The sequence below is a fragment of the Sediminicola sp. YIK13 genome (genome assembly GCF_001430825.1).
GTDB lineage: Bacteria > Bacteroidota > Bacteroidia > Flavobacteriales > Flavobacteriaceae > Sediminicola.
This window is the reverse complement of the sequence record NZ_CP010535.1, coordinates 3,523,599-3,547,724: the sequence shown is the minus strand read 5'-3', so window position 1 is coordinate 3,547,724 and position 24,126 is coordinate 3,523,599. Positions and strand designations below refer to the sequence as shown.

Here is a 24,126-nt window from a genome sequence, read left to right as displayed (position 1 = left end):
GTTGATTCATGAACACGTTAATAAAACTAATGAAATTACTCAAGCAATCAATAGTCATACTTCTTATTGGATTTTTTCATCATAGTTCGTTCGGGCAAGAGTTGAAAGCACTAGAAACCAAAATTGATGGTTATATTAAGCCCTACCTTGAAATGAATGCCTGGAGTGGTTCTATCCATATTTACCAAAATGGCAATCCAATTTTTCAGAAAGGCTATGGATATGCAGACAAAGAATGGGAGATTAAGAACTCCTTGGAAACCAAATTTAGAATTGCCTCAATATCCAAGGTTTTCACAGAAGTTGCCGTTCTTCATCTAGTAGAGAATGGTGAAATTTCACTCGATGATACCCTATCCCAATACTTTCTTGACTACCCTAGAGGAAATGAAATTAGCATTAGACAACTCTTAACCCATCGCTCTGGGATACCACACTTGAACAGTTTTCCAAATTATAATGAACTGAATAAATTTGCATATGATTTAGAGGAAATTATTGAACTATTCAAGCATAAGCCTCTTGATTTTGAACCTGGCCAACGCTATAGTTATAGTAATTCTGGTTATGTGTTACTTGCAGCTATAATCGAAAAAGTCAGTGGCCTTTCTTACGAAGAATTTTTAGAGGTACATATCTACAACAAGATCGGCTTACGCAACACAGGTGTCGACAGCAATGCTAAAATATTGAAGAATCGTGCACGGGGATATATGTTTGATGAATATGGAAAACTCATCAATGCCGAGTATGTAGATATGAGCATAAAAATTGGTGGAGGATCCCTGTATTCAACAGCAGATGATTTACATAAATTTGTTCAAAGCCTTATCAAAGGACAGCTACTTACCTCTACTTTAGCGGAATTACCAAATTTTGGAAGCACGGACGGGGCAAAAGTTTTTACTGCCAATGGTCGAGTTCAGGGATTTTGCCATCAAATTACACATAGGATAGAAGAAGATTTGACAATCATAATTCTCGGAAATCATTACTCAAATATTGCCTTACCCATAGCTCAAGATATCTATCAGATATATTCAGATAAAGAATACAAAATACCGGTAAATTATTTGGCCCGTAAAATTGATATTGCATCAAATGAACTCATTAAATATGAAGGAACGTATGATTTTGGATTTGGTCCCGTAGGCACAGTAAAAGTAATAGACGGTAATTTGGGCTATTTGGCGCCAGGACGTAAAACATATGATATTTTGGTTCCTATAGATAAGAATAAGTTTTTCTATATTCAAAGTTGGGTTATACTTGAATTTAAAAATCCGAACAAAGAATCATTCAACACCTTAGAGTGGATAATGGGGGAAAATGCATATCCTGCAAAAAAAATAAATTAGCAGACACAGTAATGGCAATGAGCAATTACTTGTCTCGTTTAACTCACCAATCCCGGCGCTTCGGATCTCGCTCCCGATAGCTATCATGTTCTATCCAGTGATTAATTAATTGCTAAATTAGATGCTTAAACACCTAATTCTTAAAATACGAACATATTGGGTGTACTAATGAAATTTTCAATAAGCACATGAGGAGAAAATAATTCCAGATATGAATTTAGCGGACTACTAATATATTAACTGATATGAAATTATTAAATCTCTTATCTACACCATTTCCAAGACCAAAGAGTTCAAGAAAAAATATGCTATGGTTATTAATAATCGGATTGAGTTGTAGCATTTTTATCTTAATTTTTGAACCATTCGAAATTGAGAACCAAACAGGGGAATGGTACGTTGATCTCATCATTTTTAGCTTGGGAATCATATTTTTTCTTTCCATACTATTAATTGAATTTCTTGTGCCTAAAGTCATACCTAAGTTATTTGAGAATTGGAATTTTGGCAAAGCTATATTATGGTATGCATGGGTTATACTGTTTGTAGGAGCTGTTATGTTTACGTACAAGAGCTATCTAGGAGGCTTTCGGGATTTCACATGGATGGAGTACTTTTCAGTCCTTGGGAGAATTTTAATCATTGGAATTACCGTGTCGTTTTTTACTCTTGGTGTAATAAGCTACTTAAATAGACAACGATTTTCATTGATTTCATCAAATGAAAACTATAAAATTAAAGCTCCAAATTCCAAGTCCATACGATTAAATCTTAATAATGTCATGTACATTGTTAGTGATGACAACTATGTGGACATTCATTTGAATGCTGATGGCAAGCGGGAAAAGATAGTTTTCAGATCAAGTTTAAAGAATATCGAATCGCAAATTGTTACTTCCCTAACTCCAATCTATAGATGTCATCGCAGGCACCTTATCAACATAAAATTCTTTGAAATTAAAAAAAATACAAGTCGTAATGTAAAAATTCAGCTAATCAATTATGATGATGAAATTCCAGTCTCCAAACAATACGCCGATCTTATTGTGAGTCTGTTGCAAGTACGCCCCTAAAACATACACATTCCCCACAAAACAAGGTAGATCCTTAATTTTACGGCATGTTTTTATTTCATTTGTTAAGACAAGAACTTAAAATATTAAATCAAATGAAATCCATAAAAACAATATTGCTAATAGTGATCGGCATTTTTATTTTCAATGGTATCAATGCTCAATTAACCAATTCTACAACGTTAAAGGAAAAGGAGGGTCTTGGCGATGCGGAAGAAATTATTCAATCTTATGTATCCGATTATCAAAATGATCGATTCGCAGCTGATGCCATGCTTTTTGGCATTGAGATACCCGACCAGGGCTCATGGACGGTGACTGTAACAGGAAACAAAACTGAAAAGGGATGGGAGGTGCTGTTAGAGGCAGGATTGCCAAAAACACCAACATTTATATATGTTATTGAATATGAAACCTTAAAAGCAATTCACGAAGGAATAATAAATGCTTTGACGGCACAGGGTAAGGCATTTGCTGGAGACTACACACCTATGAGTATTAAGCAAATGGAAGGATATGAGCCTAGCATGGAAGAATATGCGAAAATCAATCCGTTTTCCTTTCATTTTTGGACACGTGGATTCCCTGAAATTATTCCTTTTGGAGAAGGAAAGACGAGAAGAGCACATGGTTCTAATTTCACTGTGTTTTATTACCAAACCGGATTACGTACTGCATGGTATAGAGTATTACCTGAAGAACGCGTGAGAGACGATGCACGGGAGCAAGCTGCACCGTTTCCAATGCTAATTGTTGCAATAAAAGGGACAACAGAAGGTGAAGTGGACGGACAACTTGTTTCTTTATCCGAAGGGAATACCATATTTATTCCTGCCGGCGTTGCACATAAATGGTGGAATGAAACAGATAAAGCCACAGAGGCTATCTTGATTATGTTTGGAGAGGGCGCATAAAAAAATAAAAAGACATAAATCATATGTACAGTAATCTAACCCTTATTGAAGCGGAAGTCTATAAAATGTGCGCTTGATATTTCCGACTTTAAAATGGAAACTGAAAGCAGGGAGTATAGTGCTTGCCGATATCATCTAGGAAAACGGATTATTTTTTGGAGAACAGTAAAAACCACTCCCAAAAAGGCCGGTCAGTTTGTGACGTTCTGGAAACGAATTGGAGATGTTCCCATCGAGCCGTTAGAGGAGTCCAATAACATTGATTTTTATGTGGTAAATGTTCCCGCCAAATAGGAATTTGGATAGTTTGTTTTTCCCAAAACCATACTTCCTAAGAAAGGTATAATCTCAACTGCCATGAAAGAAGGTAAAGGAGCCTTCCGTGTTTATCCAAGTTGGGATATTGTAAAAAGCAAACAGGAAGAACGCACTTAAAAATGGCTCTAGGAATATTTCTACCCACTAAACGATTCAACGGACCTAAATACGGTGTTGAGCTTATGTAATACCTATGTAAAGGATGGAAAACGCTATACACAACCCCATACTAAAACCTCGGCTTGGAGCCTATTAAATGTTTTGGGTATCTTTATAAGGACACAGAATCGCAGCTCTTTGGATTTATACAAAAAAGATAACACTAAAAAATATGAGAATACCAAAAACTTGACTGCCCAGATAGTTAATTGAACCGTATTGATTTTAGCTCAACCATTGTGCGTCTATTAAAAGGAAATACTATGAGAATAATTAAAACTCCACTCCGGGCACCAGTTCTAATTTGGAATGTATTGACCACCACTTTTTTTTGGACTACTACCATGAGAATATTGCTAAAGCCTGAAATATCAACTTGGGGTATCTTCAATTTTGGCGGAGAAGGATTTATGGGAGACTATTGGCTCCCACCCCTCATCGCAATAATTGCTCTATTTGTCTTTTATCTCGAAGGACGCGGCAAACTCAGGATCCTCTATCACATACTTATACTTGGCTGGAACATAATGCTTACAGGACTTATTGCTTATGGCAGCTTGCAGGCCAACAGCCCAGTTTCGTTCGATACCTGGGGAGTACAAATTTCATTTACCTGGCTTCTATTTCCATTTATTTTATTTTTATTATTGACCATTGCATTAGTGGTACAAGAACAAAAAGAATCCCATTTAATTCCATTATACGATTGGTCAAAGATTAACTGGAAACCTCTGATTATTGCGCTATTACTATTTCCAGTTGCTCTGCTCTTTTTTAAGTTAGGCAGTGGGTTTAATTGGCTTGTAAAAATTGCTGTGGCAGCAACCATAATTCAGTGGATATTATTAACAGAAGCATTGGGTCGGCCATATGAGAGAAAAATAAAATAAGTTGCCAATTTCCAATGTCAAACCGTAAAATAATCAATCAAGTAAAGGCATCGAACAAAGCGTAACATGAATAAATTTTTAATAGCACTAATCTTGTTGTTGGTTGTTTCTTGTAAAGATTCAAAACAACATAATGACTCGGACTCTTCAGCAAAAGAGAGGATTTCCTTTGTGACCAATAGAGATGGAAATGCTGAAATCTATTTGATGGATATTGATGGAGGGAACCTTCAAAATTTGACAAACAATGATTCTCTTGATTTCAGTCCGTCTTGGTCTTCCGATGGTTCACTTCTATATTTCTATTCCAAAAGAGATGGTAATGCAGAAATCTACAGTGTAGATACCAACGGAAAAAAATTAAATCGTTTAACAGATCATCCCGCTGCTGATGTGCTTCCTGCTCCCTCCCCTAATAACGATTTGGTATTGTTTATGAGTGAAAGAGATTCGTTGAGTAGAAATGTCTATATGATGAACAAGGATGGTTCCAACATAAAACGTCTTACTCAAAACAAATTCTACGAAGAAAGTCCAGCTTGGTCTCCCAATGGGCAGAAAATTATTTTCACAAGACAGTTAAGAGATTCCACAGACGATTCACACGCTGCCAATGGGGAAATACATATTATGCATTCGGACGGAAGCAACGTACAAAGACTAACGAATAAGGAGGGTTATGATTCAGGTGCCAAATTTTCTCCGGATGGTAAAAAAATAGCCTTTTACGGGGCAAAGAACAATCAATGGGATTTATTTATTATGAATTCAGATGGAAGCAATTTATATAATTTGACGAATGATACGATTGAATGTTACTCTCCTGATTGGTCACCAAATGGAAAGTGGTTGGTCTATACCGCAGGTACAAAAGGAGTTTATAATATTTGGAAAATCAACCTCGAAACGAAACAAAAGACACAATTGACCAATACGACCGGAAGAAATGAGGGTCCAGTTTGGAAATAATAACCAGTTTTAAAAATTAAAAATGATGAAATTATTCTTGACCAAAATTTTTGTTGTCCTCACGTTTTTTTTTGCCCAAGTAAATATTGCTCAAAATAAGATATCCCCTAATGATCTAAGTTTAATAGTAGGAGAATGGCACGGAAGTCTTACTTATGTAGATTACACTACAAATAAGCCGTATACTATGCCTGCTGATGTAACGGTTGGCTTAGGAAATAATAAATATCATGCGCAACTACTTTTTAGATATCCAAATGAACCCAATGCAAATAGCAAGGATAAAATTAAAATCTCCAAAGATGGTCTGCAAGTAAATAAAGCTAAGGTGATTTCAAGAAAAACATTGACAGATAATGAGATCGAAATCACGACTGAATATTACGGTAAAGACAACAATCAAAAAGCGCTGATAAGAGCAATTTATATCATGGGACCAAAACGTTTTATTATCAGAAAAGAGGTGAAATTTGATACTGGGGAGGAATGGCTAATGAGAAATGAATATAACTTTACTAGGTGATTTTTAAAGCAAAAACAATTTATTCATTGCTCTTGCCGAGGTGCACTACAAGAGGCTATTTTCTTGCAATTATTTCTAATCCCTGCCCATGTGCCTAAGCCATATTCTTCACATTATGATAATTAAAACTTAATCATATCGTACACTATGAAAATAAACAGGTTACAATTTTCAATTGATATTAAGGCAGGGAAAACTGAGATCTGGCAAGCACTATGGAACGAGAGGTCCTATCGGGATTGGGCCGGCGTATTCTTAGATGGGTCCTATGCCATAACTGATGATTGGAAAGAAGGCAGCAAGGTATTATTCCTTTCCCCTGATCAGAATGGTATCTACAGCATCATCAAAAAACACATACCTAATAAAATCATGATGTTTGAGCATCAGGGAAATGTGGTAAAAGGAAAGGAACAACCCATAGATGATGAGACAAAAAAATGGTCGGGCACCACGGAATTGTATACACTTACCGAAGGAACAGGCTATAATATCCTTACCGTGGATATAGATGTCCTGGATGAGCATCTCCACTTTATGAAAAACACTTTTCCAAAAGCACTGGAAAGGATAAAAAACAACTGTCGTTGACAAGGTATTGCTACCATGAAGAGGGCACATACATTTAACCTTTGTAGGTAATTACATTCAAAACAAGAATTGCAAGAATTAAAGTAAAAACTGCGGGCAAAACTATACAAGAGGTTGCCTGAAAATGGAAAAACCTACCGCAAAATACGAATTTAATGAGCCATAAAATTACATTTTTTATCGGGGTCCTTGGAGTAAGTTTATTTGTTGCTTCTGCAATCATTGGAGGATTACTAATTGAAAATTATAGTGCCACAAGCCAATATATAAGTGAAACCTATGCTATTGACACTGAATACGGAACTATTTTAAGAATATATGGAATTATCCCAAGTGGCATTCTATTGACCATATTTGCTTTTGTCGGAAATAAAATGTTTCCGGCATCCAAGCTAACCAAAATTGGATTTTATGGCCTAGGAATCTTTTACGGTTTAGCTACTGTAATTGTTGGTTTCTTCCCCTGTGATAGTGGTTGTAACAAAGAGTTTATAGATCCAAGCATTTCTCAAATTATACATAATATAACAGGGTTCTTAACCTATATATTCGTTCCTTTGAGTATTATTCTTATAGGCCTCGGTCTAAAAAAATCAGCATTTTACCATAGATTATCAAACCAAGCGATCATCTATGGTATCACAAGCTTGCTGGTTGTTTATGTATTGTTCTCTAACCCAGATCCTGAATATAATGGGATCTATCAGCGAATTATAGAGTCCGTATTTGTTATTTGGATACTAACTTGTGCTTTTAGCATAAAAAACAAAAAACCGCAAAGCAAGAATCTATAAAAAAAGATAGCCGACTATCGGCAGGGCACGTTCGCATGATTAAACGTCATTAAAAATAAAAAGCATTCAAAATTCAACGGAAATACATATTGTACCCATTATTTCTTCCCCCATTCGACTTCAGGAATACGGGGTAGGTATTTTCATTGCTGCACTCACCAAATCAGCACTTAAAAAAGCACTTAAGAAAAAGCTCATTACGGTTAATGATGTAATTGCTTCATCGGCTACACTAATAAATGGAGGTGAGCGCATATGCATATCCACTCCAAAAGAAGTCAGGTCGAATAAAAGACTGTTGTTTCCGTTAAAAGTGTTATTTGAAGATGATCATTTAGCAGTGATTCACAAGCCTGCGGGAATCTTGGTCAGCGGCAATAGCTATAAAACCATTGCCAATGCCTTGGTGCAGAACCTGCAACAAAGCAACCTTTCGGATGCAACAAAACCTCAGCCTGTCCATAGATTGGATTATGCAACCACAGGTGTTTTATTGGTTGGAAAAACGAGTAGTTGTATTCGTGCTTTAAACAGGATGTTTGAAGATAAAAAGGTTGATAAAACATATTATGCGGTTACTATTGGCGAAATGAAAGATGGAGGAGAAATCACTTCAGAAATTGACACCAAGAAATCACAATCGAACTATAAAGTATTCAAATCTGTTCTTTCAAAAAGATTCGGTAAACTCAACCTGGTCAAATTGGAACCTCTAACGGGCAGAAGGCACCAATTGCGCAAACATCTGTCCAGTATCGATAATCCGATATTGGGAGATACAGTTTATGGGATTGAACATCTAATTTTAAATGGCAAGGGCTTATATTTACATGCCTATTCATTAAACTTCATACATCCATTTACAAATAAACTGGTCCATGTAAAAGATGAATTTCCACAAAGGTTTAAGAAACTATTTAAATCTTAAACAGCAGAAACTTTTTCTTAAAATAGATAAAGTCCTTTGTTTGATACATCTATTACGTTTCAAAGTTTCATGTAAACGTAGACTATCCTATACCTCCCTACTGATACCATGCAGCACCAACTACAACAATTAATGAAGGATGTTTACATGCAGTTATTCAAAACATCCTAGGATTGAAACTACTCTTTGGTATTGGGCCAACTTTTTAATTGTTCTACACTACACTACGGCCACTATCTTATACGCAAGAAATACAATGCATAGCAGGGCTGCGATAAAGGGTAGGACAAACTTCCGGTTCTTCCAACATTTCTTCTTGCCAAAATCCATAAATGCCAACTTCACCTGTGAGAGATTGACGAGTACAAAAACACTAATAATAACGTAACTGGTCAGATTGGCAAGTTGAACAATTGGAATGAAAATGGCCAAGACCATAATTCCGATGGCAATGACGATGGTGGCCAGCACAGGAGTCCGAAACCTTTTATGTGTCCTGTGAAACAATTTGGGGGCGCTGTTCTGACCGGCCAATCCGTAGAGGACCCTTGATCCCATAATCACCTGTGCCAATACTCCATTTAATACCGCAACCAAACTAATAATACTTATAAAATAGGCGTAATGCTGCCCTTTGTTAGCTACTATATCCGCCATTGGGGCATCTGTGGATGAAAGCTCATTCAGCGGTAAGGATATCACGGCTACAACGGCTACGGCTACATAAAGGGATAACGCGATAAACAAACTGCCCATAATGGCCACAGGCATGCTCTTCTTTGGGTCTTTGGCCTCCTCAGCTACATTTGCCAGGTCTTCGAACCCAACAAAAGCATAGAAAGCCAAGAATGCGCCTTGAAACACTGCTAATACGTCATAGCCTGGCGCACTTATGAACATTTCAGAAAAATGGGAAGTGAATTTCTCTACATCAATGTCTGCCACAAAGATGACAAAAAGGAGTCCGCCAACCTCAATCAGTGTTATGAACCCTATTACATTCAAGGATTCACCAATACCCCATATGGCAAGCATACAAAGGAGGGTCATGCTAACGCTGATGACCAAAGCATCTGGGATTTCTATGAACACGTCCAAGTATCCAACAAATCCTTTGATAATGGCGGCAGCTGAAATGAACCCAGTAAAAATAACTCCCCAGCCCACCAAGGTGGCCAATCTTTTTGAGTTAAAGGCTTTGTTTACATAGACAATTTCCCCACCACTTTTCGGAAATCGCGGTGAAAGAAGGGAATAAGAGTAAGCGGTCAATCCTGCTAAAACCCCGGCAATAAGGAACGAAAGGGGAGCCAGTGATCCGGCATATCCTGCCACTTTGCCTACCAGCACATAAATACCCGCACCCAACATAGTTCCAATTCCATACAATAGAATTTGAACTGTACCGAGTTGTTTCTTTAGCCCTACGCCTTCCTGTCCACCATCCATACCTTGAGGATTTCTCCCTAAGTTAAGGGATTGTTTTATGAGAAATATAAAAGAGTCCTTTTTTTCTCCATGGTATATGTGGATTTCGGTAGCAATTTGTTTAATGATCCTGTACCCTAGAATTGGCAAGCCTATCTCAATTGATAATTGGATTATTCTAAAACTGAAGCTAAGCTACAGCATACAGCATAATAGCAGTTGAGAGACCGGCCTTAATTGTTCTTATATTTATGAAGTATCTTGCTTCTGATAGGTAAATCCAATCGTGTACCAATTGCTGTAAAGGATAGTTGGTAGTCATTATAAAAAAAGAACCAATTCAAAACAACTCCATTCATGAAATTAATCATCAAACTATTTGGAATATTTCTGTTGGTGGCGGGGATATCGCTGCTTTTTTATCCAGAGCTCCTTATCGGTTGGATAAAAGATAATATGGAGAACACCTCCCTCTATATCACTGCAATAGGCATTAGGTTGGTTATTGGTCTTTTATTTATAGTAGCTGCCAGGCAGTCAAAATATCCTGCGGCAATTAAACTTATCGGTTACCTGTTCATTGTAGCTGCCATTGTCTTAATGTTTATAGGTCCAGGTGGCTTTCAACACTTTATCTCCACCATTATTCCTGAGGTGAAACCCTATGCTCCGTTGGCAGGGATTCTTAGTATGGTATTTGGCGGATACATTATTTATGCTTTCACAACAAATAAAAAAATATCGCGGAATCAGATAAAGCCTTGATAAACAGCTAATTTGTGGATTCAGGCTTTAACATTTACCAAATAGAAATCCTTTCAATTTACTATCTTAGTGCAAGCTGAACATTTCCGGTGCAATGGCCCCAATTCAATTTCAATGTAAGTGCGTAATTCGAATACTAACGATACTGATTCAACGTGAATATTTTGCGCTTTAGAATTAGTAATTAAAATTAATTTTAGATCATATTTAATATTTGAACCCTTCACAATGGACGTTATAAAATATAATCTCTTACTTGCTGATGACGATTCAGATGATTGTCTTTTTTTTAAGGAAGCGTTAGAAGAACTGCCAGTGGACGCATCTCTTTCCATCGTTAATGATGGAGTGCAACTAATGGATTTTTTATCTTCAATTTCAGGAGATCTACCTGACGCTCTTTTTCTTGATTTGAACATGCCAAGAAAATCGGGCTTAGAATGTTTGACTGAAATAAAAGTAACGGAAGAATTGAAACAGCTCCCAATAATCATATTCTCAACCTCACTTGATTTAGACGTAGTGGATTCACTTTATGAAAAAGGGGCCACCTTTTATATCCGAAAGCCTGGGGATTTTTCTGCCTTAAAAAAGGTGATTTTTGAGGCTATAACCCTAACCAACAATACTAATTCCAAACACCTCAGTAGGGAAGAATTTATACTTCTTCCTTAAATAAGTTATTCAATGAAAAGTAAAAACGAAGAACATTACTTCCTGAAAGGTGGTGGAGAAATGGGGGAACTCATTCGAAATAAAGACTGGGGGAAAACCCCATTGGGCGACCCAGAAAACTGGCCTGAAAGTTTACGCACCATGGTTTCCGTGATGCTGGATAATCCTTTTGGCATGTACATCGCATGGGGCAAGGAATATACACAAATATATAATGATGGCTATCGCCCAATTTTAGGAACTACAAAACATCCACAAGCGTTGGGAAGTAGCCCAAAGGAGACTTTTTCAGAAATATGGCATATTATTGAATCCATGTTTGATGGAGTGATGAATGGTGTACCTGTTGGTTTTACGGATTTTATGTTGCACCTTAACAGAAACGGGTTTTTAGAGACCTGTTATTTCGATTTTGCCTATAGCCCTATAAGAATGAGAAATGGCGAAGTGGGGGGCGTATTGGTTACGGTAATTGAAACAACCAATAAAAAGAAAGCTGAAATTGAATTAAAGCAAAGTGAAAACGAGTTCCACTTTGCCATTGAAGCGGCACAACTAGGAACCTTTGATTATAATCCGCTTACCAAAAAATTCTCTGCAAACGACAGGTTAAAAAAATGGTTTGGATTATCGCCTAATGATCAAATTGAACTTTCCGACGCCCTTGAAGTCGTAACAGAGGTAGACCGTACAAAATTAACGAACGCAATTCAAAAGGCATTGGACTATTCTTCTGGTGGAAAGTATGATGTGGAATACACAATTATTAATCCTTTCTCTAAAAAAGAAATTATTGTCCATGCTAAAGGCAGGGCATGGTTCAACGAAAATAAAATTGCCTACCGCCTTAACGGAACGTTAGAGGATGTTACAGAGCAGGTGATTGCACGGCAAAAAATTGAAGAAAGCGAACAAAGCATACGCACTTTGGTCGAAAATGCTCCGTTCCCAATTGCTGTTTATACTGGGGAGGAAATGCGAATTACACTAGCCAACCAATCCATAATGGAGGTATGGGGCAAAGGAAATAATGTCATAGGAAAGTTATACACCGATATTCTACCAGAGCTGGAAAGTCAGCAAATTTTTGAGCAAGTAAAAGAAGTGCTCTCTACAGGAATTCCTTTCCACGCCAAAAACCAAAAAGTGGATATCCGTAAAAATGGAATATTAAAGGCCCACTATTTTAACTACAGTTTTACACCATTATCTGATACCTCCGGACATGTGTACGGGGTAATGAATACGGCTGCTGAAGTAACCGAACTGCTCGAAGCCAAACAAAAGGTAGAAGCTGCCTTAACAGAGATCAAACTTTTTAAGTTTATGGCAGATACGGCGGGGGATCCTTTCATCCTGATGGATGAAGAGGGACGTTTTGTTTATCTAAACGACATGGCATTGGAGAAATGGGGATATACAGAGCAGGAAATAAAGTATTTGAGGGTACCGGATGTAGACCCCATTTACAATAAGGAAAAATACCGAGAGATGTTCCAGCTTTCGCGAAAGCAAAATATCCCTTCTTTTGAAACCCTTCATAAAAACAAAGAAGGCCTTGTTTACCCCGTAGAGATAAGTATTGGAAGTATCCAACAGGAAGGAAAACCATTACTATTCGCTATTGCCAGGGATATTACAGAGCGTAAAAAAGCTGAACAGGATGTTATCAGCGCGTTCCGTAAAATTGAAGAGAACGAAGAACGACTTAACATCGTTATCAATGCCAGTGAACTAGGTATTTGGGAATATAACTTAAAGACCAAAACAAATATAACGTCTAAACGTTGCAAAGAAATTTTTGGAATTTTAGATCAAAAAAATGTAGAAAATTTAGAGCCCTCCTCCTACTTCCACCCCGATGACAGGATCTTACGGGAAAAGGCCATTGAAGAATCTTTTCGTACCGGTGTTCTTCAATACGAAGGTAGAATACTATGGAAGGACAATACCATTCATTGGATAGAATCTAAAGGAAAGGTATTTTATAATAGCAGGAATGAACCAGAAAGGGTCATTGGAACCATGCGTGATATTACCGAAGAAAAGAACTTTCAAAACCTATTGTTGGAACGGGAGCAAAAATTTCGGCTGCTGGCGGATTCGATGGCGCAGCATGTTTGGACATCCGATCCTAGTGGTAAACTAAATTATTTCAACAAATGGGTTTTTGAATATTCGGGTTTGACCTTGGAACAACTGAATCATTATGGATGGCTCCAAATTGTGCATCCCGATGACCGCGACAAGAACATCAAAGAATGGAGGCGCTGCATCCAAACTGGAGAGGATTTTTTACTGGAGCATCGATTTCGCAAACATAATGGGGAATACAGATGGCAATTGAGCAGGGCCCTTCCACAAAAGGACAAGAATGGCAATATTACCATGTGGGTGGGCACATCCACAGATATACAAGACCAGAAAATGTTTACCAATGAGCTTGAAAAACAGGTCTTTGAAAGGACAAAAGAGCTTAACCAAAATAATCTGGATCTTGAAAAGATGAATAAGGAGCTTCAGGCTTTTGCCTACATCTCCAGCCATGATTTACAGGAGCCGTTGCGTAAAATTCAAACTTTTGCCTCACAAATAATAGAGAAGGAATACCTGAACCTAACAGATAGCGGGAAGGATAAATTTCAACGTATGCAAAAGGCAGCCAATAGAATGCAGCATCTTATTCAGGACTTACTTGCCTATTCCCGCACCAGTACCGAGGAACGGAATTTTGAGATCGCTCACCTAAATAATATTATTGAGCTGGTAAAGGAAGATTTAAAAGAGGAACTGCTGCAAAAAAATGGTACCGTTGAAACAGGTGAAATGTGTGAGATTAAAGTGATACCGTTTCAATTCAGGCAGTTGATCTACAACCTTGTCAGCAACTCCATAAAGTTTACAAAGGGGGACAACGCACCACATATAAAAATTACATGTGAAATAGCGAAAGGAAAAGAATTCAAAATAGAAAAACTATCCAAAAACATGGAATATTGCCACATCAATATTTCGGATAACGGCATTGGATTTGATCAGGAATACAGCAAAAAGATTTTTGATGTATTCTCACGATTGCACGGAAAAGAGAAATTCCAGGGGACAGGTATTGGACTAGCGATTGTGAAAAAAATTGTAGAAAATCACAATGGATTTATTTTCGCAAAAGGGGAATTAAACAAAGGGGCAATATTTGACATTTATGTACCATCTAAATGAACCATAGCAAAATATAGGCAATTGTAGGTTAGCGATATATCAATTCTACTTTGGCGCAGTATTGTATTTTAAAAGATTTCGTAAATTACAACGAGCCCTATATCAGACTAGAATTGTTTTAGTACCAATCCCTTTGACGAATTTGCACCAAACAGCCGTATGAATTAGACATCAAAATTAGAAACTTTTTACTTCAATATTTTTAAATCCCACTTTCAAAACACTAAATTAATAGTAAAGTAAACTTCAAAATTTTCAAAAGCTTTTTGGACCTATTGAACATTACTTCACGTTTTTTAGAAACTAAGCAAAAGTGGTTTTCTTAAGAATACACTAATGTTTTTTCACATTATGGCGTAATATTTGATATTAACTTTACTTTATAGAATATTTTATCAACCTGTGAAGGTTAGTTGATTTTATCTAAGAACCAACAAGATTTTAATAATAAAAAATATGCGTCAAAAGGTAAATGTAAAACTTATATTATGGCTGGTTATTTTTACCTTTTTGAATCCTACTTTAGAAGCTCAAAATCTTATATCCTCGCAGATTAGTGAACGGTATAGGACTTTTTACAAATCCTTACGAGAAAATATCCATTTGCATTTAAATAAGACCTCCTTTTCAAAAGGGGAGCAACTTTGGTTTACGGCTTATGTTTACGATGGAAATAATCAAGTTCCATCCTCATCTAGCACCAATTTGCACGTAGGCATCTTTAATGAGGCGGGAAAACTGATCGAAAGAAAAATGATTTATCTGCAGGATGGGATTGGAAATGGGAATTTTTTAATAGACTCTAGTTATGCCAGTTCCAATTACTATATAAAATCCCATACAAATTGGATGAACAACTTTCCCGCTCTAAAACCCTTTATACAAGAATTTAGAGTCCTTGATAGAATAGAACTTACAAATCTGGAAAAGGAACCCGATCAAAACCCCTCCATTGCGATATATCCTGAAGGTGGAAAATTGGTGAGGGATGTGAAAAATACCATCGGATTCCAAGTTAAACCTACATCTTGGAATGTTATGGAAATAGAAAACCTAGTTCTGGTTGATGATTTAGGCTCAATAATCCTGGACAATATAGTGATCAATAGCTACGGTATGGGAAAAGTTACCTTTCTAATGGACGGGGCAAGAACATACTCCCTAAGTTTAAAGTTGAAAAATGAAGCAATTATTGCGCAGACACTGCCAGCAGTAGAACAACAAGGTACGGTACTAAATATTAGCACAATTCATCCACAAAAAATTCATGGCACCCTTGTAGCCAATCGTCCAACCATTGATCAGGTCAACCAAAAACCGTTTTATTTGGCAGTACATAAAGATGGACAGATTTTCATAGAGGAACTTTTTTTAGAATCAGAATCAGCAAGTTTTATCTTTGAGAAAGCCAAGTTACCGTTCGGCGTAAATTCCATTACTGTTTTCGATCATTTGTATAATCCATTGGTCAGTCGCTTGTTCTTTAATGAATATGGGGCCGATAATGCCGTTATGGAGTTAAGCGTAGCATACGAGTTAAATGCTTCAAAAGACTCACTAATGGTAGCTTTAAATACTGCAAACAGTTACGAGGGGAACATGTCATTGAGCATATCTGCTCTTCCTAATGAATCTATCTCATATTCACCAACTAATTCAGTGCTATCCTCATTTTTACTGACTCCATACACTGGCTCCCGAGTAGACAAACCCAGGGATTATTTTAAGGAATGGAATAGAACAAACATGTTCGACCTGGATATTTTATTGCTCATAAAGGGATGGGGCACCTATAATTGGGACCATATTTTTGAGGGTAAAATAAATGAGCAAAATACTTTTGAAACCGGGATGAACATATCTGGAAGAATATTGGATGCAGATTTAGATACAGAAAAACAGGTATGGGGCTATAGTGATGGCCTGACTAGCACTTTTATTACAGACATTGAACGAGATAAGACCTTTAAAAGTAGATTGATTTTATTTGAAGGCGATTCCTTAAAAATTTCAGTACTTGACCGCAAGGGAAAACTTAGAAATCCGAAGGCTGAAATTGAATTTGGCAGTTTATCTGATTTAAATCTAAATGAAGTTGATGCATATAGAATAAATCATCGCCTGAATAACCTTGGTTCAGTAGGTGACTTGCCTTTTATCTCAGGAAATGAATTCCTGATTACTGAAAAAACCATCGTCTTGGATGAAGTGATAGTCTCAGAACAAAAGGAAGCCTTTAAAGATATCCCCATTAATTCAGCAATAGTTACCGGAAAAAGGATAACAGATGATGATATCAAGAGAAGGGCAACCATCACTGATTACCTCAGAAAATTGGGTTATAAAATTGTAATACGAGGCGGTAAGGTAACAGTACTATCCAAAACAGCGCCTCCTGGAGCAATGGCGCTACATGTTCCAATTCCTGTGATTATTGGAGGGATGCTAAGTGATGGCAATGAATTATTGACGATGCCTTTAAGCAGTGTTCAATCTGTTTATTATGACTTCATGGGGAACCAATTTATTTCCATAGTTCCAAGGCCCGGTCATTATATCCTTGAAAAAAAGAAAAATTATATTTCATTTCTTATAAAAAATGGGTTTGCCAGACCCCAAGAATATTATGACCCAGGATACAATAGTTTTGAAAGTGATGAATTTAATAATTATGGAGTTTTACACTGGTTACCCAAAGTTATTTTAAACAATAATAGTCCAACCACCATAAAAATACCCTTGCTGAATCAGAAAAGCATTCAACTCCATATTGAAGGCATGGGTTCCAATGGCTCTTTAATATCAACTTCAAAAAGCATTGAGATTACATACGATTGATTTCTAGGTTCCATTTCAACTAGTCCAACCTCTCATTGGCAAAGTAATATCAATACAGCTTCAAATGAACCTGCTTAAGATAGGATTAAAGCAATACGCCAAGAATTCATAAATTGATAAAGACTAGATTCAGACTTGAACATTTCAATTCTAAAATCGATTTTTTAGCCTGTTTACCGCATTTTAAAAGATTTCGTACTTTTAAAACGGCACGAGTCAAAAGCATACTAACCCATATAAATCAGCATCATTGAAGAACTTAAAAAATAAAGTCCCCCTTTTTATTCTCATCATCTTTTGTTTCCTGGGATGTAAGTCAACTACCCAATGGAAAGGACAGGAACCGATCAAGAAAGTCAGCACACTAACTGTTCCCATTCAGCGGCAATACAAAGGAGTATTTGACCTTGGTGATGGCATATTTATATCCAATGATTATAGTGGCGCCAGAATGAACGGAGTAGCCCGTACCAATGACACCCTCCTTTCTGTTTTGATAACGCCCGAGAATTTGCCCATCAATCCAAGCCCCTGGTATGGATTTAAAATTTGGTCAGAAACGGAAAAGGACCAATATGTAAAACTCACCTATAATGAAGATGCTTTCCATAGGTACTTTCCAAAGCTCAGTAAAAATGGTTCCACTTGGGAAGCCCTGGATTCCTTAAGGTATACCTCGGTGAAGAAAATCTTTAATGAAAGGGAATTGGCAGAAAGTATCACCATGAAGCTGTCCTTAAGCAAAGACACCCTATGGATCTCAGCTCAGGAATTGATCACTTCCCCAGAAGTGGATAGCTGGACCAACAAATTAATGACCAATGCCTATGTTACAAAATCAACCATTGGGGAAAGTAACGAAGGGAGACCCATCAATTTGCTTAAAATAGGAGAAAGCAACGATCAGAGAATGATTATGGTAATTTCCAGACAGCACCCGCCGGAAGTCACCGGATTTCTGGCCATGCAAGCGTTTATAGAAACCATTAGTGCAGATACCGACCTCGCAAAACGTTTTAGGGCAACCTACAATACCTATGTGGTTCCCCTTGTTAATCCGGATGGTGCGGATAACGGCCATTGGCGCCATAATTATGGGGGCGTTGATTTAAACAGAGATTGGGAAAGCTTCAATCAACCTGAGACCAGGGCCATAAGGGATTTTATGCGTCAAAAAACAACACAAACAGGGGGCAAATTTTATTTTGGGGTTGATTTTCATTCCACTTGGGAAGATATTTTCTATACTATTTCCCCTGAACTAAAAGGGAATATGCCCGGATTGGTACCAAAGGTAATCAGTGGTTTAGAAAATGAATTTCCTGGTTACAAACCCAATATTAGACCTAGTCCGGGAACCGGTACTAAAATTAATTCGACAGCTTTCTTCTTTTTCGAATTTGGAGCCGAGTCTTTTACCTATGAGGTTGGTGATAACACTCCTAGGGAATTTGTACGCAAAAAAGGAGAGGTAACCGCCATAAAATTGATGGAACAACTATTGAAATAATTTAACCTTCAAAAATAGATTGAAACATCGGCGGGGAATAAAGAACTGAAGCCACTAAAGTATCACTAATGAAAAGGAAGAACAGCGTATATATAGCAACAAGTTTAGACGGTTATATAGCTGATAAAAACGGGGGAATTTCATGGCTCGATTCCATAAAGATTCCCGATGATGAAGATATGGGTTATGTGAAGTTTACCGAGGGTATTGACGCCCTTGTAATGGGTCGCACCACCTTTGAAACTGTACTGGGTTTTGATGTGGATTGGCCTTATCAAAAGCCCGTCTTTGTGTTGAGTACCACTTTAAATGAAATCCCTGACAGTCATAAAGGAAAGGCGCACCTGGCAAAAGGTACCCTGTCTGAAGTTTTAGGGCAAATACATAAAAAAGGATATTTAAGACTATACATTGATGGTGGAAAGACTATTCAGAATTTTTTTAAGGAAGACCTCATTGACGAGATGATCATTACCGCATTCCCAATTGTATTGGGAGGAGGTTCTCCACTGTTTTCAGAAACCCCTAAGGAGTTGGCATTTGAATTGGTTGAATCTAAAGTCTATTTCAACCAGCTGGTACAGCACCATTATATTCGAAATAGAAACACAAGAACCACCAAGTAATTATGGTGTAACAACAGCTTTTAAAGAGAAAAACAATTATAATGTTCTTTTTTATAATCATGGATACTATACTGTTATACCTTTAATACCTAACCATATGAATTGATCAAAAAATGAAAGCAGCGGTAACAATTCAACCAGGTGGTCCAAATGCAATTGAAATTAGGGAAGTCACGAAGCCCAAAATGAAACCGGGTTGGGCACTCATTTCCGTAAAAGCATTTGGATTGAACCGTTCAGAAATATTTACGCGGAGAGGGGAATCTCCCGGGGTGACCTTTCCCAGGATACAGGGTATAGAATGTGTAGGTATCATTGAAGAGGACCCTTCCAATACCTACGCTAAAGGTCAGCAGGTAGCTGCAATTATGGGAGGTATGGGGCGCTTCTTTGATGGTGGATATGCAGAATGCGCCTTGGTTCCTCTGGAGATTATCTTACCTTTTACCAGCCGTTTACCTTGGGAAACCTTGGGAGCAATTCCTGAAATGTTCCAAACCGTATCCGGATCTCTCGACCAGGCCCTGGAGATTGAAAGTGGTGAATCACTTTTAATCCGTGGAGGCACTTCCTCCATAGGCATGTTGGCTTGTCAGTTGGCCAAATCAAAAGGACTAACCGTAATATCAACAACAAGGAACCTCAAAAAAAAGGAGGCACTATTGGCAAATGGGGCGGATTATGTGGTTATTGACAATGGCTCTGTGTCCGATCAGGTAAGAGAACTATTTCCCTTGGGTGTGAACAAAGTTTTGGAATTGATAGGCACCAAAACCCTTAAGGATTCACTGAAATGCATTGCTCCTAAAGGCATGGTCTGCATGACGGGCATCCTAGGTAACGAATGGACAATGAAAGAATTTACCCCAATGGGCGACATCCCTTCCTTAGGCCGACTCACAGTGTATATGGGAGAATCAAACAACCTTTCCTTGGAAAGGTTCCAAGAATTTATTGATCATGTAGAAAATGGAACTATCGTATTGAATATTGACAAAGTTTATCAACTTGATGATGTTGCTGCGGCCCATCAATACATGGAAGACAACAACGCCATAGGAAAAATAGTAGTGACAGTCTAAACACATAGCCTCTGTAGAGGCGAAAGAGATTCTGTACTATCAATAAGGGCTAGTTCAGGGGTGTTCCTCTCATAGACCTTTTTAACGATATTATGCAGGGCTGGCACAACTACCCTTGCTAGTTTTGAATTACTGTTCAGTAGCATACATTCCCTTTTTGGGCAAAGAACCTATTAGCCATTGGAGGGCAGATCTCCTGACCCGCAACTACAGATATATCAATTGCCAAACTTAATATTCAATTCATCTACTATCAATTCTATTTTTTTGTTTTTAGCATTCTTGTCCAAAAGAACGGGAGGTGCTTGTCTTTCTGCACAGCCCTGTATAGCGCAACGCTCACAGGTTACGCCAACATCTTTGCTTTTAATAGTGGGATCTGCCAGAAAAGCAATTTTGCGTTGTAGCTGTTTATTGATGAGTAATCCCACGCTTAAACTTCTATAATAGTTTTCTTTAAATGGATCTTTTGTTGCAGATGAAAATACCAAATATTTCATACCATCATTTTGGTAATCCGAAATCTGAATATCAAATTCATGGTCTTTTTTATTTTCACTTACATCTTTCAGCACTTTTAAGGATACCCAGCGCCTACAATAATGTTCATTGGTTTCGTTTGCACGTGGGGAATGTTGATGCGACAAGTGCAATTCTTTTTTAAGGTGAAATTTCTCACTACCTGCTTTATATGTGAACCTCAAAAAAAATAAATTCTGAATGTTGAATTCTTTAGGTAAAATATTAGTTAAACGCTGATAAAAAGATTCTGGTGATGCATTAAAGGTTGCAATGGCATTGAGAAATAATTTGGTATCAAAAGTATCCTTCTCAAAAATTTCGTTTAACTGATCTGTTATTTTAGCATTGGGTATGATCAAAGCCCCGGCAAAATATGAGGCATAAAAATTATTTAGAACTTGATCAAAGGTGTCAAACTTAATCCAAGGAAATGTATAAAGACGCTCTTTGAACTCCAAGTAATTATAAGCAAGCTCTTTGGCATAAATAAAGGTGCGTTGCGCCTCGTCAATCTCACTTGTGAGCAACAACGTTTTTGTTTTTGGGACAAATACAGATCTCAAGGTTCCTAAAGCTTCGTATTTACTCAATTCATTTCTCTCAATAATATATCCATATTCTTCTACCAAGATTTCCTCCAATTCCCTGGAAGAAATCTCCTGATTTAAATCTATGTGATACGTCTTACCAAATTTAAGAACACTTTGTTCCAACTCGTCAAAATAATTATTGTTGGCTTCTTGGAAAGAGCGCACCGAAGCAAGGTAAAAACTCTCTTTGGTGAAATTATAATGTTGGGCAATTTTAATAATGGTACTAATGAAGGCATTCACCTTGGCAGGTGCATTGGCAACTATATCTATTAAGTTACTTTCTTTTATACCAAAGAGGTCCAGGGGGATTTCCTTTAATATTTTTGAACGTAACAAATCGCCTATCGGCGCCAAATTCTTATCCAATTTTAAAGATACCATTTGGTCGTATGGAACGTCCAATTTATCAGAAAGTAAGGCAATTTTATCTGGCTTAGGATATTTTTTTCCATTTTCAATTTCGTTTAAATACGACTTTGACAAACCAGTAAGCTTAGACAATCCAAATAAAGACAAATTCTTATCAGTCCTTATCTGCTTTAGCTTCAACCCAAATATAAGTTTGATATAATCTTCTTCCATAAAAACAAATATACTCTTTTTTGCGAATATCTATTTTTTGCGAATAATACTTTTTAGCGAACGTTCGCTTGTTTTGTATCGATCTTTTTTTTATCATTGTCCTATAAAACAAATCATTATGGCACAGACCCTATTAAATCAATCCAAAATTAATTTCTCCAAACAGGCAGATAATTACTATCCAGAAATTCTAACAGATGAAGCCCTGGCTTTTATCACCCTACTGCATGAAAAATTCAATGCTGACCGATTGCTTCTTTTAGAAAAACGGCAAACTCAACAAAAGGTTTTTGATCAGGGCAAATTTCCAGAATTCCCGAAGGAAACAAAAAACCTAAGGGAAACGCAATGGAAAGCTGGTACAATTCCACATGATCTACAAGACAGACGCGTAGAGATTACGGGACCAGTAGATAGAAAAATGATTATTAATGCCCTGAACTCTGGCGCCAAAACATTTATGGCCGATTTAGAGGATAGCAACTCCCCTACTTGGAGCAACACCATAGAAGGTCAGAAGAACTTGCTTGATGCCAATTCCAAAACCATTTCTCTGGTAGATTCCATTCGTGGCAAATCGTATAGCCTCAACGAAGAAACGGCTGTTTTAATGGTCAGACCAAGGGGTTTACATTTAAACGAAAGACACATACTTATCAATGCAGAAGAAACGTCTGGGAGCTTGGTAGATTTTGGCCTGTATGTATTCCATAATACCCAGATCTTGATGAAAAACAATACCGCCCCATATTTTTATCTTCCAAAATTAGAGCATTATCTGGAGGCACGTTGGTGGAATGAGGTATTTACCTTTGCACAAGATTATCTTGAAGTTCCTCAAGGCACTTTTAAAGCCACTGTTTTAGTAGAAACCATTACAGCGAGTTTTCAATTGGATGAAATCATTTATGAATTAAAAGAGCACATTGTTGGCTTAAACTGTGGACGTTGGGACTACATCTTTTCGTATATCAAAAAATTCAGGAACCATCCTAATTTCGTAGTGCCAAATCGAGACCAAGTCACTATGACCTCGCCTTTTATGGATGCCTATTCCAAACTGGTTATTCAACGTTGTCACAAACGTGGCATTCTAGCCATTGGAGGTATGGCCGCTCAAATTCCAATTAAAAATAATGTAAATGCCAACGCTATAGCCTTAGAAAATGTGAGAAAGGATAAGGAGCGGGAGGTAAAAAATGGCCATGATGGCACTTGGGTAGCACATCCTGCTTTGGTTTCCATTGCGATGTCAGAATTTGACAAGTACATGCCAACATCAAATCAATTGCACATAACAAGGGACGATGTTCAAATTTCCCAAGCAGATCTAGTTGAGATTCCCAAGGGCACCGTTACCGAAGCTGGAATTAGAAAGAACATAAATGTTGGTATTTTATATACGGAAGCCTGGTTGCGTGGTCACGGGGCTGTAGCCCTATATAATTTGATGGAAGATGCCGCGACTGCCGAAATATCCAGAACCCAAGTATGGCAATGGCTAAAAAATGAGGTGGAACTTGAGGATGGAAGGAAATTCACTATTGAACTATATATGGAACTATTTGATGATGAAGTAGAAAAAATTATTACGGAAGTTGGAGAGGGTACTATAAATAACACCAAGTTTAAAATAGCCTTTGAGCTTTTTGACAAATTAGTGCTGTCAGAAAAATTTGACGAATTCCTTACCCTTCCCGCCTATCAATACATATAAAAAAACAATCCTGCGATTGCGGACACAATCAACAGGATCTAATTATTAATAA

At 37.4% G+C, this 24,126-nt stretch carries 19 protein-coding genes and 1 pseudogene; 18 read left to right on the top strand and 2 right to left on the bottom strand.

Going from position 1 to position 24,126, the window contains the following annotated elements; translation table 11 throughout:
- Positions 1 to 29 precede the first annotated feature (29 nt).
- The 10 genes and pseudogenes from SB49_RS15670 to SB49_RS15620 all read left to right on the top strand — a co-directional run bounded on the left by SB49_RS15670 (position 30) and on the right by SB49_RS15620 (position 8,517).
- Positions 30 to 1,358 carry a serine hydrolase domain-containing protein gene (locus tag SB49_RS15670; protein ID WP_062058619.1) on the top strand — a complete coding sequence of 443 codons (1,329 nt, stop codon included), beginning with the start codon at positions 30 to 32 and terminating at the stop codon, positions 1,356 to 1,358.
- A 329-nt stretch (positions 1,359 to 1,687) separates the two neighbouring features.
- Positions 1,688 to 2,431 (top strand): LytTR family DNA-binding domain-containing protein, encoded by a 744-nt coding sequence (locus SB49_RS15665; protein WP_235537788.1) that lies wholly within the window; start codon positions 1,688 to 1,690, stop codon positions 2,429 to 2,431.
- Between the two features lie 95 nt (positions 2,432 to 2,526).
- Positions 2,527 to 3,345 (top strand): cupin domain-containing protein, encoded by an 819-nt coding sequence (locus SB49_RS15660; protein WP_162254211.1) that lies wholly within the window; start codon positions 2,527 to 2,529, stop codon positions 3,343 to 3,345.
- A gap of 93 nt (positions 3,346 to 3,438) precedes the next feature.
- Positions 3,439 to 3,780, top strand: a pseudogene (locus SB49_RS15655) (MepB family protein).
- Between the two features lie 305 nt (positions 3,781 to 4,085).
- Positions 4,086 to 4,712 (top strand): hypothetical protein, encoded by a 627-nt coding sequence (locus tag SB49_RS15645; RefSeq protein ID WP_062058609.1) that lies wholly within the window; start codon positions 4,086 to 4,088, stop codon positions 4,710 to 4,712.
- Positions 4,713 to 4,778: 66 nt separating this feature from the next.
- Complete coding sequence (locus SB49_RS15640; RefSeq protein ID WP_062058606.1) at positions 4,779 to 5,681, top strand: TolB family protein; 903 nt, start codon at positions 4,779 to 4,781, stop codon at positions 5,679 to 5,681.
- Between the two features lie 22 nt (positions 5,682 to 5,703).
- Complete coding sequence (locus SB49_RS15635; RefSeq protein ID WP_062058603.1) at positions 5,704 to 6,204, top strand: hypothetical protein; 501 nt, start codon at positions 5,704 to 5,706, stop codon at positions 6,202 to 6,204.
- A gap of 147 nt (positions 6,205 to 6,351) precedes the next feature.
- Positions 6,352 to 6,795, top strand: a complete 444-nt coding sequence (locus SB49_RS15630; RefSeq protein WP_062058600.1) for a hypothetical protein — start codon at positions 6,352 to 6,354, stop codon at positions 6,793 to 6,795.
- Between the two features lie 155 nt (positions 6,796 to 6,950).
- A complete protein-coding gene (locus tag SB49_RS15625) occupies positions 6,951 to 7,589 on the top strand; it encodes a DUF998 domain-containing protein (protein WP_062058597.1) in 639 nt (212 codons plus the stop codon).
- Positions 7,590 to 7,902: 313 nt separating this feature from the next.
- Entirely contained in the window at positions 7,903 to 8,517 is a 615-nt protein-coding gene (locus tag SB49_RS15620) for an RluA family pseudouridine synthase (RefSeq protein WP_335337880.1), read from the top strand.
- Positions 8,518 to 8,736: 219 nt separating this feature from the next.
- Here SB49_RS15620 and SB49_RS15615 read toward each other — a convergent pair whose 3' ends face one another.
- Positions 8,737 to 9,966, bottom strand: a complete 1,230-nt coding sequence (locus SB49_RS15615; protein WP_145758410.1) for an APC family permease — start codon at positions 9,964 to 9,966, stop codon at positions 8,737 to 8,739.
- 336 nt (positions 9,967 to 10,302) lie between these two features.
- Between SB49_RS15615 and SB49_RS15610 the strand changes: the two genes are divergently transcribed.
- The 7 genes from SB49_RS15610 to SB49_RS15580 all read left to right on the top strand — a co-directional run bounded on the left by SB49_RS15610 (position 10,303) and on the right by SB49_RS15580 (position 20,660).
- Complete coding sequence (locus SB49_RS15610; RefSeq protein WP_062058588.1) at positions 10,303 to 10,710, top strand: hypothetical protein; 408 nt, start codon at positions 10,303 to 10,305, stop codon at positions 10,708 to 10,710.
- Between the two features lie 228 nt (positions 10,711 to 10,938).
- Positions 10,939 to 11,385, top strand: coding sequence for a response regulator (locus tag SB49_RS15605; RefSeq protein WP_062058585.1), 447 nt, complete (start codon positions 10,939 to 10,941; stop codon positions 11,383 to 11,385).
- Positions 11,386 to 11,397: 12 nt separating this feature from the next.
- A complete protein-coding gene (locus SB49_RS15600; protein WP_062058582.1) occupies positions 11,398 to 14,604 on the top strand; it encodes a PAS domain-containing sensor histidine kinase in 3,207 nt (1,068 codons plus the stop codon).
- Positions 14,605 to 15,060: 456 nt separating this feature from the next.
- Positions 15,061 to 17,442, top strand: a complete 2,382-nt coding sequence (locus SB49_RS15595) for a hypothetical protein (protein ID WP_062058579.1) — start codon at positions 15,061 to 15,063, stop codon at positions 17,440 to 17,442.
- A gap of 250 nt (positions 17,443 to 17,692) precedes the next feature.
- Positions 17,693 to 18,952 carry a M14 family metallopeptidase gene (locus SB49_RS15590; RefSeq protein ID WP_145758409.1) on the top strand — a complete coding sequence of 420 codons (1,260 nt, stop codon included), beginning with the start codon at positions 17,693 to 17,695 and terminating at the stop codon, positions 18,950 to 18,952.
- Between the two features lie 68 nt (positions 18,953 to 19,020).
- Positions 19,021 to 19,578 carry a dihydrofolate reductase family protein gene (locus SB49_RS15585; protein ID WP_062058572.1) on the top strand — a complete coding sequence of 186 codons (558 nt, stop codon included), beginning with the start codon at positions 19,021 to 19,023 and terminating at the stop codon, positions 19,576 to 19,578.
- A 113-nt stretch (positions 19,579 to 19,691) separates the two neighbouring features.
- Entirely contained in the window at positions 19,692 to 20,660 is a 969-nt protein-coding gene (locus SB49_RS15580; protein ID WP_062058569.1) for a zinc-binding alcohol dehydrogenase family protein, read from the top strand.
- A 218-nt stretch (positions 20,661 to 20,878) separates the two neighbouring features.
- Here SB49_RS15580 and SB49_RS15575 read toward each other — a convergent pair whose 3' ends face one another.
- Positions 20,879 to 22,357 carry a helix-turn-helix domain-containing protein gene (locus SB49_RS15575; RefSeq protein ID WP_062058566.1) on the bottom strand — a complete coding sequence of 493 codons (1,479 nt, stop codon included), beginning with the start codon at positions 22,355 to 22,357 and terminating at the stop codon, positions 20,879 to 20,881.
- Positions 22,358 to 22,475: 118 nt separating this feature from the next.
- Between SB49_RS15575 and aceB the strand changes: the two genes are divergently transcribed.
- Complete coding sequence (gene aceB, locus SB49_RS15570) at positions 22,476 to 24,074, top strand: malate synthase A (protein WP_062058563.1); 1,599 nt, start codon at positions 22,476 to 22,478, stop codon at positions 24,072 to 24,074.
- The last annotated feature ends 52 nt before the right edge of the window (positions 24,075 to 24,126 follow it).

Excerpts from the sequence above, each read along its gene's own strand:
- SB49_RS15670 (WP_062058619.1), top strand. The coding sequence starts at position 30 with ATGAAATTACTCAAGCAATCAATAGTCATACTTCTTATTGGATTTTTT.
- SB49_RS15660 (WP_162254211.1), top strand. The coding sequence starts at position 2,527 with ATGAAATCCATAAAAACAATATTGCTAATAGTGATCGGCATTTTTATT.
- SB49_RS15645 (WP_062058609.1), top strand. The coding sequence starts at position 4,086 with ATGAGAATAATTAAAACTCCACTCCGGGCACCAGTTCTAATTTGGAAT.
- SB49_RS15640 (WP_062058606.1), top strand. The coding sequence starts at position 4,779 with ATGAATAAATTTTTAATAGCACTAATCTTGTTGTTGGTTGTTTCTTGT.
- SB49_RS15635 (WP_062058603.1), top strand. The coding sequence starts at position 5,704 with ATGATGAAATTATTCTTGACCAAAATTTTTGTTGTCCTCACGTTTTTT.
- SB49_RS15630 (WP_062058600.1), top strand. The coding sequence starts at position 6,352 with ATGAAAATAAACAGGTTACAATTTTCAATTGATATTAAGGCAGGGAAA.
- SB49_RS15625 (WP_062058597.1), top strand. The coding sequence starts at position 6,951 with ATGAGCCATAAAATTACATTTTTTATCGGGGTCCTTGGAGTAAGTTTA.
- SB49_RS15615 (WP_145758410.1), bottom strand. The coding sequence starts at position 9,966 with ATGGATGGTGGACAGGAAGGCGTAGGGCTAAAGAAACAACTCGGTACA.
- SB49_RS15610 (WP_062058588.1), top strand. The coding sequence starts at position 10,303 with ATGAAATTAATCATCAAACTATTTGGAATATTTCTGTTGGTGGCGGGG.
- SB49_RS15605 (WP_062058585.1), top strand. The coding sequence starts at position 10,939 with ATGGACGTTATAAAATATAATCTCTTACTTGCTGATGACGATTCAGAT.
- SB49_RS15600 (WP_062058582.1), top strand. The coding sequence starts at position 11,398 with ATGAAAAGTAAAAACGAAGAACATTACTTCCTGAAAGGTGGTGGAGAA.
- SB49_RS15595 (WP_062058579.1), top strand. The coding sequence starts at position 15,061 with ATGCGTCAAAAGGTAAATGTAAAACTTATATTATGGCTGGTTATTTTT.
- SB49_RS15585 (WP_062058572.1), top strand. The coding sequence starts at position 19,021 with ATGAAAAGGAAGAACAGCGTATATATAGCAACAAGTTTAGACGGTTAT.
- SB49_RS15580 (WP_062058569.1), top strand. The coding sequence starts at position 19,692 with ATGAAAGCAGCGGTAACAATTCAACCAGGTGGTCCAAATGCAATTGAA.
- SB49_RS15575 (WP_062058566.1), bottom strand. The coding sequence starts at position 22,357 with ATGGAAGAAGATTATATCAAACTTATATTTGGGTTGAAGCTAAAGCAG.
- aceB (WP_062058563.1), top strand. The coding sequence starts at position 22,476 with ATGGCACAGACCCTATTAAATCAATCCAAAATTAATTTCTCCAAACAG.